The organism is Streptomyces sp. WMMC1477 (genome assembly GCF_027460245.1).
GTDB lineage: Bacteria > Actinomycetota > Actinomycetes > Streptomycetales > Streptomycetaceae > Streptomyces.
Map to the genome: position 1 here is coordinate 942,719 of NZ_JAPZBD010000003.1, position 16,778 is coordinate 959,496.

Annotated in this window: 12 protein-coding genes and 1 tRNA gene; all 13 read left to right on the plus strand. The window is 73.1% G+C overall.

All coding sequences use genetic code 11. From position 1 onward, the window contains the following. The first annotated feature begins 233 nt into the window (after positions 1-233). Entirely contained in the window at positions 234-1,535 is a 1,302-nt protein-coding gene (locus O7609_RS04550) for a choice-of-anchor B family protein (RefSeq protein WP_269733616.1), read from the plus strand. 546 nt (positions 1,536-2,081) lie between these two features. Next, positions 2,082-2,167, plus strand: a tRNA-Lys gene (locus O7609_RS04555). Between the two features lie 65 nt (positions 2,168-2,232). Then, positions 2,233-2,913: an iron-containing redox enzyme family protein gene (locus tag O7609_RS04560; RefSeq protein ID WP_269743108.1), complete on the plus strand. Its 681-nt coding sequence runs from the start codon at positions 2,233-2,235 to the stop codon at positions 2,911-2,913. Positions 2,914-2,943: 30 nt separating this feature from the next. After that, on the plus strand, positions 2,944-4,272 hold the full coding sequence (locus O7609_RS04565) for a hypothetical protein (RefSeq protein ID WP_269733618.1): 1,329 nt from the start codon (positions 2,944-2,946) through the stop codon (positions 4,270-4,272). After that, the gene (locus tag O7609_RS04570) at positions 4,269-4,667 is read left to right on the plus strand and encodes a Rieske (2Fe-2S) protein (RefSeq protein WP_269733619.1); all 399 of its coding nucleotides are present in this window, start codon (positions 4,269-4,271) and stop codon (positions 4,665-4,667) included. Before O7609_RS04565 ends, O7609_RS04570 begins: the two co-directional genes overlap by 4 nt. Next, positions 4,664-4,930: a 4Fe-4S dicluster domain-containing protein gene (locus tag O7609_RS04575; RefSeq protein WP_269733620.1), complete on the plus strand. Its 267-nt coding sequence runs from the start codon at positions 4,664-4,666 to the stop codon at positions 4,928-4,930. The genes O7609_RS04570 and O7609_RS04575 overlap by 4 nt, the downstream gene beginning before the upstream one ends. Next, positions 4,920-7,478 carry a C25 family cysteine peptidase gene (locus tag O7609_RS04580; protein ID WP_269743109.1) on the plus strand — a complete coding sequence of 853 codons (2,559 nt, stop codon included), beginning with the start codon at positions 4,920-4,922 and terminating at the stop codon, positions 7,476-7,478. Before O7609_RS04575 ends, O7609_RS04580 begins: the two co-directional genes overlap by 11 nt. A gap of 29 nt (positions 7,479-7,507) precedes the next feature. Next, on the plus strand, positions 7,508-9,997 hold the full coding sequence (locus O7609_RS04585) for a class I tRNA ligase family protein (RefSeq protein ID WP_269743110.1): 2,490 nt from the start codon (positions 7,508-7,510) through the stop codon (positions 9,995-9,997). 74 nt (positions 9,998-10,071) lie between these two features. Beyond that, positions 10,072-10,671, plus strand: a complete 600-nt coding sequence (locus O7609_RS04590; RefSeq protein ID WP_269733623.1) for a nitroreductase family protein — start codon at positions 10,072-10,074, stop codon at positions 10,669-10,671. Further along, positions 10,658-11,197 (plus strand): pyridoxamine 5'-phosphate oxidase family protein, encoded by a 540-nt coding sequence (locus O7609_RS04595; RefSeq protein ID WP_269733624.1) that lies wholly within the window; start codon positions 10,658-10,660, stop codon positions 11,195-11,197. The genes O7609_RS04590 and O7609_RS04595 overlap by 14 nt, the downstream gene beginning before the upstream one ends. Beyond that, the gene (locus O7609_RS04600; protein WP_269733625.1) at positions 11,194-12,510 is read left to right on the plus strand and encodes an MFS transporter; all 1,317 of its coding nucleotides are present in this window, start codon (positions 11,194-11,196) and stop codon (positions 12,508-12,510) included. The genes O7609_RS04595 and O7609_RS04600 overlap by 4 nt, the downstream gene beginning before the upstream one ends. A 186-nt stretch (positions 12,511-12,696) precedes the next feature. Further along, positions 12,697-13,359 (plus strand): response regulator transcription factor, encoded by a 663-nt coding sequence (locus O7609_RS04605; RefSeq protein WP_269733626.1) that lies wholly within the window; start codon positions 12,697-12,699, stop codon positions 13,357-13,359. Positions 13,360-13,500: 141 nt separating this feature from the next. Next, positions 13,501-16,668: an NACHT domain-containing protein gene (locus O7609_RS04610; RefSeq protein ID WP_269733627.1), complete on the plus strand. Its 3,168-nt coding sequence runs from the start codon at positions 13,501-13,503 to the stop codon at positions 16,666-16,668. The last annotated feature ends 110 nt before the right edge of the window (positions 16,669-16,778 follow it).

Genomic DNA, 16,778 nt, shown 5'->3' on the forward strand with positions numbered 1-16,778 from the left:
GTCGCGCACGTGGGCCGCCCGGACCAGCACCCCGGAGGCCGAGTTCCGCGCGGGCGTCGAGGCACTCCCCACCGGGCTGTCACCTCACTGGCCCCCGGGGGGAGGCAAGCCCCTCCCCCAAAGATTTCGAATGTCTCAACTCTTGACGCATGCACGCCAATTGACGAGGGTGCGGAGCTATCGCCCGCGTCGCCCACCCCGTGACGCGACAGCCGTCGAGACGAAGGACGTCGATGAAGAGGCTCCCCGTCGTACTGATGGCCGTGCTGGCCGCGCTCCTCCTGGGAACGCTGCCCGCCACGGCGCACCCCGGACATCCCGGCGAAGGCAAGGACGCACCGGCCGAGGAGACCGACCCGGACTTCCCCACCAGCTCCGACAACCCGGCGACCTCGCGCCAGCCCTGCGTGGACGGCCAGGCCGGGTACTTCCCCTGCGACAACGTCAACCTCATGGCCTACCTGCCGATGGACGAGATCGGCGGCGGCCGGGGCTCCGACGTGTGGGGATGGACCGACCCCGTCACCGAGCGCCGCTACGTGCTCGCCGGGCGGGACAGCGGTACCGCGTTCGTCGACGTCACCAACGCGACCAAGCCCGTCTTCCTCGCCGACCTGCCGAACTCCGGTGAGCGGGACGTGATCTGGCGCGACATCAAGGTCCACGACGACCACGCCTTCATCGTCTCCGAGGCCCGTCAGCACGGCATGCAGGTACTCGACCTGACCCGGCTGCGGGACATCGACCCGGCCGACGCCCCCGTCACCCTCACCGAGACCGCCCTCTACCGGGGCATCGGATCGGCGCACAACATCGCGATCAACGAGGACTCCGGCTACGCGTACCTCGTCGGCGCGCGCGACGACGTCGAGGAGTGCGCGGGCGGTCTGCACATGGTCGACATCCGGCAGCCGGCCTCCCCGGCGTTCGCCGGGTGCGCCGCCGAGGACGGTTACACGCACGACACCCAGTGCGTCACCTACGACGGTCCGGACGCCCGTTTCACCGGCCGCGAGATCTGCCTCAGCTCCAACGAGGACACCTTCACCATCATGGACGTCACCGACAAGTCCGACCCGGTGATGCTCTCCCGCATCGGCTACGACGGCGCCGCCTACACCCACCAGGGCTGGCTCACCGAGGACTCCCGGCACTTCCTCATGGGCGACGAGCTGGACGAGTACTTCGACGGTGACAACACCCGGACGCTGATCTGGGACGTCTCCGACCTCACCGCGCCGAAGCTGCTGGGCAAGCACACCCACCGCACGGCCGCGATCGACCACAACATGTACGTCCGCGACGGGCTGGTCTTCCAGTCCAACTACCGCGCCGGGCTGAGCATCCTCAGCACCGAGGGCGCGGGCTCGGGCGAGCTCACCGAGATCGCGTACTTCGACACCTGGCCGATGGACGACAGGACCGCCTTCGGCCACGGCACCTGGAGCAACTACCCGTTCTTCGACAACGGCGTCGTGGCCGTCCACGGCTTCGACGGCCTGTTCCTGCTGAGGCCCACGGTCGGCCTCGGCTGACGTCCACCGCGACACCCCACGGCGCGGGCACCCCCTCCGGTGCCCGCGCCGCCGCCGTCCCCCTCCCGGGCTCACCGGCCGGAGGCGAGGACGGCCCAGACCTGCTTGCCGTGCCGCGTGCCGTCGACCGGCCAGGCCTCGCGCCGCACACCCCCCGGCAGCATCCCCAGCGGCGGGCCACGGCCGCACCGCGCTCCCCCACCGCCGGGCGGGTGCCGACGGCGAGGACACCTCCGCCCCACCGAGCGGCGATGAGGACGAGCGTGGGCGCGAGGCTCACCAGGACGCTCGTCGTCCAGCACGCCCGAGGGGCACACGCGGCACCGACCGGCGTCCCCCCGTGGACCCCGCGCCCACTCCTGCCGTCCTCTTCCCCCCGGACCCGCGGCCGTAGGCCTCGGCGCCCGGGCTCCCCCGGCTCACGCCGTGGGCGGTCCCCACGTCACGGACGGACTCCCCTGTGACGGCAGGCCCTAGCCGATCGGCTACACCTCCCGGCCACTTCTGCGGGCATGAGCCAGCGGGATAATCTTCAGCACACAGCCGGCCGAGGTGGCGGAAAGGAATACGCGCCCGTGTTTCACGGGTGGACCCGTTCGTGGTCTTTGGGGGTTCGAGTCCCTCACTCGGCACCGTATTCGCGGAGACCGGCGAATACCTTCAGGCACCTAAACAATCCTTCACACGAGGGGGATTCATGAGCGCCACCACATTCACCAGCGAATCGATCGTCACCGAGCTGTCCGACACCGTCGGCAGCGAACTTGAGAACAGTGCGTTCTGGAGTGCCTTCACCGCCGGTGAGCTCCCGCTGGAACACGTCAGCAAGGTGTTCCAGCAGTACTACCTCTGGCGCAACACCTTTCATCGCTGGTTCGGGGTGTGCATCGCCAAGAGCCCGGCCTTCGGCAGTTCTTACGACACCGACTACATCCTCCGCGAGCTGAGCGAGCACATCGAGGAGGAGGTCACGGGCGACCACCACGGGCTGGCCCTGCAGTTCCTCAAGGTGATCGGTGTGGACAACCCCCAGGCGATCGAGCCGCTGCCCGTCACCACCGCGTACGAGAACCACTTCGCCGAGCTGTACCTGGCCCCCGAGCGCACTGGACAGGAGTCCCTCGCGGCCCTGGCCGGAAGGGAGTTGGTGGCACCCCTGCGCAACCGGCTCACGCTGGACGCCTTCCAGGACCGCTACGGCATCACCGAGTCGCTGGAGTTCTTCCATTTGCACGAGGAGCTGGAGGTCGAGCACTTCCGCGGGCTGTGGGGCGCGGTGGCGACGCGGTCCGAGAAGGACCGGAAGCTGGTCGAGGCCGCCAAGGACCAGATCGTCCGGCACGTGCGCTTCTGGGACGACGTACACGCCGCAGTCTGACGTCCACGCGAGCGTAGGAGGAGATGGACCGTGTCCGCCCCCACTGTTGGACATTCCGCCCCACCGGCCACCGACATCGCCCGGCGCCGCTGGCAGGAACTGAGCGAGACCGAGCGCGACGAACTCCTGGGAAAACTCCAGGAGCAGGTGGTCGTTCCCCGGCCGCTGCAGTTCTTCGTCGGTGAACTGTCCGTCGACAACGACGGAGCGGTAGAACTGATCGCGGACTGCCGGCGTGCACCGGTGGCCGAATGGACCGACGAGTCGTTGATTCTCGTGTCCACGCTGTGGCTCTGGCAGATCAGCAAAGTCGCGGTGAGCGAACTCAACCAGGCGGACCTGAGTTTCAGTCTGCTGCAGGAGTTCTTCCTCACCAAGCGCCGCGGCTACCGCCGGATCCTCGCCGAGCCGGACCCCGGCCTGGCACCCGGCGAGACGCTGTTCGACCTGGCCGCCTCGCTGGTGGCGCTGCGCAAGCGGATCGAGCGCGACCGCATCCGCTGCATGCGCATCAACGGGGCGACGTGGGAGCGGCGCGAGTGGTTCCTGCCGAAGGCGGACATCCGGGCGGACGAGCTGCCCGAGGGCCTCCAGCGGCACCTGGAGGCCCGCACGGGCCACCGGCTCCCGCCGGGGGACGGTCACGTGGAGCGCTTCACCGCCTTCACCGAGCAGGTCATGGACAGCGGGACGAACCCGGCCGAGATCCTGGTGGCGCTCGCCGAGTACGCCCTGACGCTGCCGGAGCTGGGCGCCGACTACTCCATCATCACCTGCGCCCGCGGCAACAAGCTGGAGACGCCGCACGACATCGCGATGAGCGACGTCATGTCGTACACGGCGGTGCGGCAGGACTTCGATCCGGCAGCCCGGGGCGTGCGGCTCAAGCACGACCAGATCATGAACGCCATCAGCCAGCGCATGCGCTACAACGTGGTCTGCCGGGTGCGGAACTACAGCCCCGACCCGGCCCAGCGTATCCAGGCCCAGGCGTTCCAGCACCCGGACATCGCGGTGATGGAGGACGCCCACCACAACGGCCACCGGGCCAACGGGGTGCGGTTCGTGACCCGGGCACCGCTCGTGTTCGACGTCGACCTGCCGGGCGGCACGCGGCGGCTGAAGGGGCTGGCCGACTTCCGCATCAACCGCGCCACGCACGACGACGACGGCCAGTTCACCCCCAAGGAGCTGGCGGTCGTCATCCGGATCAGCTGGTGGATGAAGGCCGTGACCGAGGCGACCTGGCGCCGCGGTCTGTGGTTCGACGAGAAGTACTGCGTGAAGCTCGACAGCTACGAGGACAAGGACGGCGGCAAGCTCGCGCGCCGCAAGGCGATCCTGGGAGAGGGCCGATGAGCCAACGCACCGAGACGAGGACGGCGGAGGCACGGGGCGCGGCCCCGGCCGAGGCGTCCGCCGACGCGCTCACCCTGCCGCTCGCCGACATCCCGGAGTTCACCCCGCACCCGGTGACGATCGGCCGCCGCGCGCTGCTCCTCTTCCGCTACGGCGAGCGGGTCTACGCGACCGCGGCGCGCTGCACCCACCAGGGCGTGGAGCTGCTCGGCGGCGAGCTGGAGGGCGCCCTGATGCGCTGCCCGTGGCACGGGGTGCGGTTCGACGTGCGCACCGGCGCCCGGGTCAACGAGCCCGCCTGCCGCGACCTGCGCACGTTCCGCACCGAGGTGCGCGACGGCGAGGTCACCGTGTTCAACGAGGCGATCAGCAGGCCGACGGGAGGTGCGGCATGACGTACGTCATCACCCAGCCGTGTGAGGGCGTCAAGGACGGGGCCTGCATCGACGTGTGCCCGGTCGACTGCATCGAGGGCACGCCCGACACCCCGATGCTCTACATCGACCCCGAGGTGTGCGTCGACTGTGCCGCCTGCACGTCGGTGTGTCCGGTGGACGCCATCTACCCGGACGACGAGGTGCCCGAGGAGTTCGAGCGGTACACGCAGATCAACGCCGACTACTTCGGCCGGGGGGAGGCCGCCGACGATGACGACTAGCCCGAAACCGCCGCACGCCGGCACGCCGTCCGCCGACGCGACCGGGGCGCCGCAGCTCCGCACGGACTCGCTGGACGACTACGGCCCCATGGTGGCGCTGGCGATCCGGCGGCCCGACGTCGTCCCGCTGCCCTACCTGCGGGCCCACCACTCGCCGCTGCCCGACCCGCCGGGCGCGGTCACGATGCACGACTTCCTGGCCCGGGCGGACGACGAGACCCTCGGCCTGTGGCGGCACTTCCAGCGGCTGTGGCACCGCTGGGCGGCGCCGCTGGACTCCTTCCACCCCGTCCGCTGGTATCTCACCGCCTGTGCGACGGGCCCGCACCGGTCGGTGCACACCACGGTCGACGGCTGGCTCCAGCGGCTCGCCACGCAGACGGACGGGCAGGTGGAGGCGACGGCCGTACTCCTGGGCCTGGAACCGGAGGACGGCGACCTCGGCGCGGTGCTCGGCTGGGGCGCGCCGGAGTGGTCGCTGCCCGCGATGCTGCTCGCCGCGCGCACCGGGCGGCCGTTCCGCTGGGTACCCGACGCCGCGCAGGCGCGGCGGGAGGCGGAGCGGTGGCCGGGCACCCTGACGCTGGCCTTCCCCCACGACGAGATCGGCGTCGAGGACCTGCCCGCGCTCACCCTGTCCCGCTCGTACCACGCGGCCGGCCGGCTGGCCGACGGCCTGGAGCTGGCGTCCCGTCCCGTGGGATTCCTCACCGCCACCTCGCTCCAGGTGCTCAGTTCCGTCACCAGCCGCCGGCTGGCCCTGCCGGGCCCGCTGCCGCCGACCAGCGCCGCCGTCTTCACCGGCCTGGACGCCGACCCGGACGTGGGTCCGGACAGCTTCCTGCTCAACCGGGAGCGTTCGGCGGCCGGGTATCTGGAGGCCGTGGGCGAGGTGAGTGCGCTGTTCCTGTCCGGGCACAGCCGCGAGGACCTCTTCCACCTGGGGCCGGACGCGCTGTGCGGCCGTTCCCTCCAGCCCGCCCCGTCCGGTCCGGAGACCCGGCTGCCCGCGTGCGTGCTGGACGGCGACTGCGTCAAGGGCGGCGAGGTCCTGCCCGCGCACACGCTGTCCGCCCCGGTCGCCTTCTTCAACAGCTGCAACGTGATGCGGCTGGGCGGGGACGGCGCGTTCGACGAGCACTTCACGCTGCCCTTCACGTACCAGGAGGGCGAGGGCGTCGCGCTCGTGGGCAGCCGTCGTACCCGGTTCGGCGACGACAACGTGGAGCTCGTCCTCGCCGAGCGGCTCGTGCGCACCGGACGGCCCATGGGCGAGATCGTGCGCACGCTCAACAACGCCATTCCGCTGTGGGGCCGCGAGGCACCGGACTACCTGCTCCTGGGCGACCCGGAGTTCCGGCCCTTCCCGCCCGGCCCGGACGCGGCCGAGGTGGCCGTGCGTCCCGGCGCCGAGGGCGGGGGCGTCGAGGTGGAGTTCTCCGGCGTCGACGCGGAGCTGCTGGAGGTGCTCCTGCCCGACCCGGGCCCGGCGCCCTCCGTCCGGGTCACCGGGATCACCGCGGCTGACGGCGAGAGCGACGAGGTGGACCTGCGCACGGCGCTCGTGCGGGAGGAGGACGGGGGCGTGCGCCTCTTCGTCTTCTCCTGGAAGGCGCTGCGGCTCCGGCGGCTGGCGCTGCGCGTGGACCCCGGCCGCCCCCACCAGGAACTGAGCGACGACGTCGCGCGGACGCTGGGCAACGCCTCCGCCTACCGGCGGCTGCTGCGCGGCTACCTCGGCGGCTTCGACAACGCCGAGCAGGAGCTGCGGTCGAAGGCCACGGCCCTGTCGCGTCGGCGGGCCGAGGCCCGGACGGCGCCGCTGGCCCTGCGGGAGGCGGACACGGCGGCCGGGGAGCTGCGCTCGGGTCTCTCGCGGCTCGACGAGGCGCTGTGCACGCATCTGCTGGACCGCATCGCGGCCGGGGCGTTCGTGTGGCTGGAGCAGTGCGAGTCGGCGGACGGGAACTTCCACGTCGCCCGGCACCTGCCGCCCACCACCTGCCCCTACTGCGCGGCACGGGTGGTGCTGCGCGAGTACCGCAACGACCACCACCCGCAGGCCAGCCGGGAGTTCGCGCTGTGTGCCAGCTGCGGCAACATCTGGGACGTGCCCGGTGCGGTGCCGCCCCCGGTGGTGCTGGGCGCGGACACCGCCCGCCGCGGCGGCGAGCACCGGCAGGGCGTCCGGGTGACCAACGACGCGGACCGCCCGCTGTACGGGGCCGTGGGCATGCGGCTCTACCAGGCCGACCAGCACGGGGTGACCGTCACTCCGGGCGTGCGGGAGGTCGCCGTACCGCCGCGCTCCAGCCGCGAGTTCTGGTTCACGCTGAAGCTCCCCGAGGGCGTTCCGGCCCACATGGAGTTCCTGCGGGGCTTCCTCGTCTCCAACCTGGACGTGGCCATGTTCCAGCGCAACCTGTGGACCCGGCCGGCGGAGGAGGACGCCACGGCGCCGGAGGCGGAAGCCGACTCCGCCGTGCCGCCGGTGTGGCCGCCCTCCGGGACGGTGGTCAGCAGCGTCGTCCGCGGGCGCGGGCGGTGACGGCCCGCGGACGGCGGCGGGTCGTCCCGATGCCCCCGCCGAACGTCACCGGGACCCTGCACGTGGGTCACGCGCTGACGATGGCGGTGCAGGACGCCCTCGTGCGCTCGCTCCGGCTGGACGGCACCGAGGTGCTGTACGTGCCGGGGACGGACCACGCGGGCCTGGGCACCTACGCCGCCGTCCGCAGGGCCACCGGCTTCCGTCCCGAACTCCCCCCGGACGAACGGGTCCGGGCCTGGGCAGAGCAGCACCGGGGCCTCATCTCCGGGCAGTTGCGCGAGCTGGGCCTCGGCTGCGACTGGGACGCCGAACTCCACACCCTCGACCCGGACTACCGCACGCTGGTGGACGGCACCTTCCGGCGGCTCGCCGAGGCCGGGCTGCTCTACCGGCAGGCGCGGATCTCGCCCTGGTGCCCGAGCTGCCGCAGCACGGTGCCGGACGTCGAGCAGTCGGCCGCCGAGGCCCGGGTGCCGGTGGCGCTGCTGGCCCTGAAGCTGGCGCGGCGTCCGCACGTGCTGGAGCTGCCGGCCGTCGAGGAGCTGTGGGGCGCGGTGGCCGTGGCGGTGCCCCCCGGGCACCCGGCCGCCGGCGGCACGGCAGCCCTGCCCACCCTCCGGTGGGAACTCCCGACGCTGGCGGCCCCCGTCGAGGCGCCGCGGCTCGTGGTGCCCGCGCTGCGGGAGGCCGACCGGGAGCTGGCGGAGGCCCACGGCCTGCCCTGCCCCGAGCTGCTCGACGAGGCGGGCCGCTCCCTCGTCGGCGCACCTCCCGAGCCGGCCGGGCTCACCGGGCTGGCCGGACTGTCCCGGGAGGAGCTGCGCGAGGCCACCGTGGCACGGTTCCGGCTGCGGCGGACCACCCGTCCGGTACGCGTCGTCGGCTGCGGCCTGTGCGGTACCGAGCTGACCGCCCGCAGGGGCTACCAGTGGTACCTGCGGCTGCCCGAACTGCTCGGGCCGGTGCGGGAGGCTCTGGACGACGGCGTGCTGCGCATCGGTCCCGCGGCCGTGGAGCGGGAGGCCCGGCACTGGCTGGACACCGCCCGCGACTGGTGCGTGAGCCGCCAGATCGCCTGGGGGCAGAGGATTCCGGCGCTCGTGTGCGACGCCTGCCCCCGCTGGGCCCCTTCCCCGCCCGAGGGCGTGACACGGGAGCCCGCCGACCACCCGGACGGCCCGGACCGCGGGGACTGCCCGGGCTGCGGGGCGCCGCTGCGCCCGGAGACCGACGTCTTCGACACCTGGTTCAACTCGGCGCACTGGCCCCTGGCCGTCACCGCCCGGGAGGGCGAGGACGCGGACGTCCGTCCCGTCCCCGCCTCCCTCATGACCTCCGGGCGCGACATCCTGTTCTTCTGGTTCGTGCGGCTGCTGGCCATCGGCACGTTCGTGCGGGGACGGCCGCCGGTGGAGGAGATCTGGCTGCACGGGCTCGTCCTGGACGAGCACGGCCGGAAGATGAGCAAATCCCGGGGCAACGTGCTGACCCTGGCCGACGGGCTCGCCGGGCACGGGCGGGACGTGCTGCGCGCCGCGCTGCTGTCGGCCTGCCGCGAGGCCGAGGACGTGCGGCTGCGGCCCGAGCTCTTCACCGCGCAGGCAGCCGTGCGCTCCGCCGCCGTCGAGCTGGCCGCGCTCGTCGCCGACGGGGCGGGTACGCCGGGGCCGGGCCCCGGCCAGGGCCGCGAGCCCGACGCGATGGAGCACCACGGCCGGCGTGCGGCCCGGCACGCCCGCGCCGAGGTCCGCCGCCACCTGGCCGCGTGCCGCTTCGACCGGGCGACGGAGGCCGTCACCCACTTCGCCGTCCACGTTCTGCGCCGCTATCTGCGGCTGCGCTCGGCGACGGGCACCGAGGCCGTCACACGGGCGCTCCTGCTCGACGTCGCCACCGTCTACGAGCCGTTCATGCCCGACGCCGCCGACCGGCTGCGACGGGCGGCCGAGTCCCGGCCCGGGGCGGTCTGGGAGGTGGACGCGGAGCTCGCGGACGCCGTGGCCGCCGTCGTCGGGGCGGCGCGCGAGGCCGAGCGTCTCCACGGCGTGACCGGCCGTCCCCGGGACGAGCCCGTCGCCGTCGACGCCACCGATCCGGCCGTCCGCCCCCTGCTGGGCACGGCGTGGTTCCCGCATCTCGGCGGCGTGCCGCTGAGCCCTGCCGCGTCCCGGCCCGAGCGGGGCTTCGCCGTCCACGTGCCCGGGTTCCGGGACGTGCGGCTGTGGCTGCCCGACGGCGCGGCCCGCGCCGTGCGGCGCGACGGCCGCCGGCGGCTGCGCCGCCTGATGCAGACGCGCCGCCGTCTGGCCCACCGGCTCGTCCAGCTCGCCGCCCCGGCGGGCGGGGACGAGGCCGGTGCCGGTGCCGCCGCCGCTCGCCAGGAGCTGCGGGCGCGACTCGCCTGGGCCGAGCAGGACACGCACGAACTGCGGCTGTTCATGAAGGCGGCCGGGGAGGCGCAGGGCCGCACGCCCCCACCGACGGCGTGGCGGCCGGACGCGGCCGGGCGAACCTGACCACCGGGACCGGTCCCGTTCCCGCCCCTCCACACCCTTTCCACCCCCGTTTCAGGAGAGCAAGGGCTACCCCCATGGACGTGATGACGGCCGTGCTGACGCGGCGCAGCGAACACGTACTCGGCCAACCGGCGCCCACCCAAGAGGAGTTCGGCTATCTGCTGAGCGCCGCCTCGCGCGCCCCCGACCACGGCGAACTGCGGCCGTGGCGCTGGGTGCTCGTCGGCGGAGAGGACCGGGCCGAGGTCGGCCGGGCGCTGGCCGAGAGCAGCGGCAAGGGCGCGGAGTCGATGCGCGCCAAGGTCGAGCGGGCGCCGCTGCTCGCGGGCCTCGTCTTCTGCCCGCAGCCGCACGCCCGCATCCCGGAGTGGGAACAGCTGGCCGCCGCCACCGCCATGACGACCTCGCTGATGCTGCTGCTGCACGCCCGCGGCTTCGGCAGCATCTGGCGCACCGGGGCCCACGCCGACGCCGCGGCGATGCGCCGGCTCCTGGACGCCGAGGGCAGCGAACGGGCCCTGGGCTGGCTGTATATTGGCACCCCCGATCCCCGCCGGAAGGCGATGCCCCGCCGTCAACCCGTCAGTCTGGACGGCCGGTTGCGGGTGTTCCGGCGCGAACCGGCCTCGCACACGATCCCGTCACGAAGGCTCGCGACCCATGACACTGAATGAGGACATGCGACGGCTCGTCTCGGCCCAGGGGCTGGGCTTCGTCGCCACGGTGCGCCCGGACGGGACGCCGAACCTCTCCCCCAAGGGGACGACGGAGGTCTGGGACAGCGAGCACCTCGTCTTCCTCGACCTCCACTCCCCCGGCACCGTCGCCAACCTCGCGGTGAACCCGGCGGTAGAGATCAACGTCGTCGATCCGGTCCGCCGCAAGGGCTACCGGTTCCGGGGCGAGGGCCGGGTTCACACCGGGGGCGAGACGTACGACCGCGTCGTGCGCCGCTTCCGGGAACAGCGCGGCACCGACCCGGCGAAGGTGCGGTCCGTCGTGCTCGTGCGGGTCGAGGAGGCCGGGGAGCTGATCTCGCCCGCCTACGAGGACGGCACCAGCGAGGCCGAGATCGCCGCCCGCTGGCGCGCCCGCCTCACCGCGGAGCCCACCCCTGCACCCGCCGCGGAGCCGAGCGCCGGGCCGGGCGCCGGGCCCGCCGCGGGCCCGGCCCCGTCAGCGGCACCCGGAGCGCCGTGACCGAGAAGACCGCGGACGAGGGCCCCATAGCCCCGGCCCCCTCGTCTGCCCCCGCCTCCGGCTCTGCCCCCGCGCGGACGGCGCGGGAGGCCGAACGGGCGGTGCGCCCGCTCCTCCTCCAGTACGTCATCGCCTTCACCAGCCGGTTCGCCCTGGCCCCGGTGCTGCCCGTCCTGCTCAAGGACGGCCTGCAACAGCCCGGACTGGTCGTCGGGCTGGCCCTGTTCGCGTTCGCCTGCTCCTCGCGCGCGGGCTCCATCGTGCTCAGCCCCTGGCTCGCCGGGCGGTCCGGCGTCCGGCTGCTGCTGCTCGCCAATCTGCTGTCCGGCGGGGCGTTCGCGCTGCTCGCGCTGACCTCCTCCGCCGTGCCGCTCATCGTGCTGCTCGCCGCCGGCGGCACCGGGGTGAGCCTGAACGGGCTGATCGTGCGGTCCGTCGTCGCCGAGTGGACCTCCGGGACCGGCTCCCAGGTGACCGCCTTCGCCAAGCTCAACGTGATGCTGAACCTCGCGGCCTCCGTCGGACCGCTCATCGGCACCGCGCTGCTGGACACCTCGGCCCCGCGCCGCCTCCTGCTCGTCCTCGCCGCCGGGTACCTGGCGGCGGCGCTCGTCATGCTCGTCGTCGCCCGCCGGGGGGACGAGGGCTACCAGCCGGACGGCCGCCGCCGGTTCTCCTTCCGGGAGCACTGGGGCCTCCTGCGCACCTCGCCGTTCCTGCGCCGCCTCATGGTGACCTCCACCATCGGCTGGTTCCTCTACGCGCAGCTCTACTCGGCCCTGCCCATCTACCTGTTCTCCACCTCCGACTCGAAGCTCCAGGTCGCCAGCTACTTCACGATGAGCGCGGTCCTCATCGTGCTGGTCCAGGTACCGGTCTCCAAGGGCGTCGCCCGGCTGCTCGACCGGGGCCTGGACCTGATGACGGTGCTGTTCACCGGGCTCGCCCTGTTCGCCGCGGCCTTCGTCGTCCTCGCTCTCTCCGGCGGCGACCCCGTCGTCCTGTACGCGGCCGTCGCCGTCTTCACCCTGGGTGAGATCCTCTTCGCCCCGACCGTGGACAGCGCGTTCGCGGCGGCGGGCGAAGCCTCCTCCAGCAGCTTCGTCGCGACCTTCACCGGCAAGCAGATCACCCTCGCCACCGGCGAGAGCATCGGCGCCCTGATCGGCGGCAGCGTGTTCCTCGCCGTCCGCGACAGCCTCTCCCCCGCGCTCTACTGGTGGCTGTGCGCCGCCGTCACGGCCGTCGCCGTGGCGGCCCTGGTCACAGGACGGGTCCGCACCCCCGTCCGGAAGAACTCCCCGGTGTCGTAAAGCGGACGCGCGCGTTTACCACACTCCCTCTCAAGGGATGATTGCGGTTGGCGCGAAACATGAGCATGACGCAAAACGTTCGCTTACATTTCCGGCCTGGACCCGCACGGGGGAGAGATCGTGACCCACGATCCGTACTCAGCACGGCCCGACACGGCAGCGGTGGACCGCCCCAGAGTCTTCATCGTGATCCGGAACCTCCTGGAGCGGTACCGGCTGGAGCACCTGTTGAACGGGATGCTGCGGCACGGCCCCGTCCACAGTTCCGCCGCCATCACGGTCACCGCCAGGGAGGCGACCCGGGAGGCGGTACGCGACGAGGTCCCGACCGTCCTCATCGTCACGCTGCACGAGATCGACGACGCCGCCCGCTCCGAACTCGCCCTGGCCTCGGCGAAGGGCGTCAAGGTACTCGTCCTCGTGGACCAGGAACGGCAGGCCGAGTGGGGCCGGCTGGCCGGCATACCCGTGGGCGGCTGCCTCTCCACCGGCGAGCTGTCCGAGATCACTCTGCGCACCGCCATCGCCCGCATGCTGCGCGGAGAGGTGCCCATCTCCGCCAACCTCGTCCACGCCCTCCTCAACCGGGCCCAGCACACGCACGCCCCCACGCCGGACAAGCCCGCGGCCGTGCGCATGACGCCACGCGAACGCGAGGCGCTGGAGCTGCTCGTCGACGGGCTCAGCAACCAGCAGATCGCCAGCCGCCTGCACATCTCCCTGCACGGCGCCAAGCGCCTGGTGTCCAACATCCTCGCCAAGCTGGACTGCAGCAACCGCACCTCCGCGGTCACCCGAGCCGTCCGCGACGGCCTCTGCGACACCCGAACCCCCTCCACCTGCGGGTAGGTCCGGCCCCGCCGTTCTCGTGACGCCCTGACGAGGGGGCGGACGCCCGGGGCAGTGTCACGCCCCGCGCACTCGGACGAGCACGTCCGGTCGCCGGTCAAACTCGCCCGGCAGTGGACGCGTTGACCTAGGGTCGGCGTTGTGGACCTGGGAACCTCGGGGCTGCGGATCGCCTCTTCGGCACTGCTGCCACTGATCAGGAAGCTGCTGCGCAAGGACGAGCCGGTCGTCGTGGACCAGCCGGTGCGGCTGGGCATGCTGCTCGCCTTCCGGGGCCCGGGCGCCGCGGTGCGGGACTCCGAACTCCGGGTCCTCGCGGACGAGCTGGTGCGGCGCGCCGCCCGCGCCGCCGGGCCGCACGACGTCCTACCCGCCGACGAGCTGACGGCGGTCGCCCGCTCGCTGACCGGGACGCTGGGCACCCTGGGCGAGCTGGAGATGGACGACCTCCAGGCCGTGCGGCTGGGCCACCGGGAGCTGGCCCGGAAGCTGCTGCGCTCCGCCGGACGGCCCACCGCGCTCTCCCGGGACGCGGAACTCCTGCACGACCGGCTGCTGGAGACCGCCTGCCTGCACCTGCTGAACCACTTCACCCAGCGCTCCCCCTTCATCGCCCGCACGCTCGTGGAGCAGACCCGGCAGTTGGACCACCTGATCCGCCGCGTCGACCTGCTGGTCCACCGCGTCGCGGACCGTTCCGCCGAGGACGCCGCGTTCGAGGAGCGCTACGCCCGGCACATCGCCGAGCAGCACGGTCGGCTCACCATCTTCGGCCTCGACCTGGAGGAGGAGTGGCCGCTGGACGACGCCTACCTCAGCCTCCGGTCCACCGAGACCACCCCGGCGAGCCCGGCGCACGGTGTTGACGACGGGAGGATCGCAGCTCCGGGACCGCCGCAGCGCGCCGAACTGGCCCTCCGCGACCGGGAGCGCGTGCTGATCCGCGGGGCCGCCGGTTCCGGCAAGACCACGCTGGTGCAGTGGCTCGCCGTGACCACCGCGCAGGGCAGCCCTCCGGACGGCCTGGGCTCCCTCCTCGGCCGCGTGCCGTTCGTACTGCCGATGCGCAGCCTCACCCGCGGCGGCCGGGAGCTGCCCACCCCCGGCGAACTCCTGAGCGCGGTGCGCTGCCCGCACACGCCGCCCGAGGGCTGGGCGGAACGCGTGCTGCTCGCCGGGCGCGGACTGCTGCTGCTCGACGGCATCGACGAGGTACCGGAGGCCGAGCGCGAGACGGCCCGCCGCTGGCTGCTGTCGCTGGTGCGCTCCTTCCCGTCCAACCTGTGGCTGGTGACCTCCCGGCCCTCGGCCGTTCCGGCGGGCTGGCTGTCCCGGCACGCCTTCTCGGACCTGTCGCTGGCCCCGATGGGCCGTGCCGACATCGCCACCTTCGTCGAGCGCTGGCATCACGCGGCCGGAACGGACCCGGCCGACGCCGACGACCTTCTGGAGACCGTCCGCACCCGCGGCGACCTGGCGCGGCTGGCCACCAGCCCGCTGATGTGCGGGCTGCTGTGCGCGCTGCACCGAGCCCGCCACGCCTACCTGCCGCGCGGTCGGCAGGCGGTGTACGACGCGGCGCTGCGCATGCTGCTGGAGCAGCGGGACCAGGAGCGCCGGGTACGGGCCGGTCTCGTCCTGGACACCGAGTCCCAGACGGTGCTGCTGCAGAAGCTGGCCTACTGGCTGATCCGCAACGGCCGGTCCGAGATGGAGCAGGTGGACGCCGTGGAGCTGACCGGCCAGCTCCTGCCGTCGATGCCGCAGGTCGCCGAACAGGGCGACGCGCGGACGGTGTTCCGCCACCTGCTGGTCCGCTCGGGGCTGCTGCGGGAACCGGCCGAGGGCGTGGTGGACTTCGTCCACCGGACCTTCCAGGACTACCTCGGCGCACGGGAGGCGGTGGACGGCCTCGACCTTCCCTTCCTGATCGGTCACGCGCACCTGGACCTGTACGAGGACGTGATCCGGATGGCCGTCGCCCACGGCCGGCCCCGGGAGCGCGAGCGCCTGCTGACGGGCCTGGTCGAGCGGGGCGACAAGGAGAAGCCGCACCGCGTCCGACTGCACCTGCTGGCCATGGCCTGCCTGGAACACGCGACCCAGCTCGACCCGGAGGTCCGCCGGGAGGTGTTGGAGCGGGCGTCCGGGTACCTCCCGCCCCGCAGCGTGGGGGAAGCCGAGTCGCTGGCGGCCGTGGGCCCGGTGGTGCTGGGGCTGCTGCCCGGACCGGACGGGCTCGGCGAGGACGAACAGATCGCGGTGGTGCGCACTCTGGCCGCCCTCGGCGGAGACGCGCCCGTCCCGCTGCTGCGCCGCTATGCGCGAAGCGGCACCCCGGCCGCCCGGTGGCACGTCGCCCAGGCGTGGCCGGACGTGGACGTCCCGCTCTTCGCGGAACGGGTCCTGCCGGACCTCCCGCAGGAAGCGCTCACCCGGTTGTCCGTCCCCGCGCAGATTCCGTTGGCGCGGGGACGCGAGCACCTCTACGTGCTGAAGCCGCTCGCGGACCGCGTGGCCGAGATCTGCGGTCCCGGCACGCGCACGCTCAACCTGATCGGCCCGACGGACCTGTCCGCCGTCGCCCGGCTGTCGAATCTCCGCTCCCTGTCGGTTCAGCGATCCGGCGTCTCGGACCTCTCACCTCTCCGCGACCTCCCCCTGAACGAACTGCGTCTGTTCAGGAGCCCCCGGATCAGCCAGCTGGAGCACCTGCACCGACTTCCGCTCGGCCGCCTGCACGTCGACCAGGAGGGGCAGATCCCTCCGGAGGCCTTCCTCGCGTTCGCGGAGGTACCGGACCTGGAGATCGGCCTACGCCAAGCCTGGGAACCCATGGCGCTGCTGCCCCCGGACTGCCCCGCGACCGCACTGGTCCTCGCCCCCCACTGCCGGGAGCTGCGTGGCATCGAGAACTTCCCGCGACTGCGACGGCTTCACCTGGAGGACGCCGGCCACGAACCGGCGACCGGAGTGGACGACTGGCGCCATGTCGCCGCTGTCCCCGGCCTGGAGCATCTGTCGCTGTCCGGCGCAGCGGTCAGCCTGCTGGCCGAGGCCGGCCTCTGCTTCCCCGGTGTGCGCAGCGCCGCGATCACGCAGGGCGGCGAGGTGACACTGGCCGCGATCACGCGGGTGTTCCCCCGGGTGGAGTGGCTGTGGGTAGACGCGGCGGACAGGCTGGACCTGGATGATCTCAAGGAACCGCACGGCCTCCGCCGACTCCGCCTGAGCAACGTGGCACACCTTCACGGCGCCGAGCCCTCGGGCCGTGTCGAGGTATCCGTCAGGCCGCTGCCCCGCTACTGACCGTCGGCCTCGCTACTCACCCAGGTCGGCCCGGACGACCACGCGGACAGCCGCACCAGCGGCCCCGAGGTCGCGGGCCCGGGCCCGGGCCGCGGCCATGTGCACGAGGC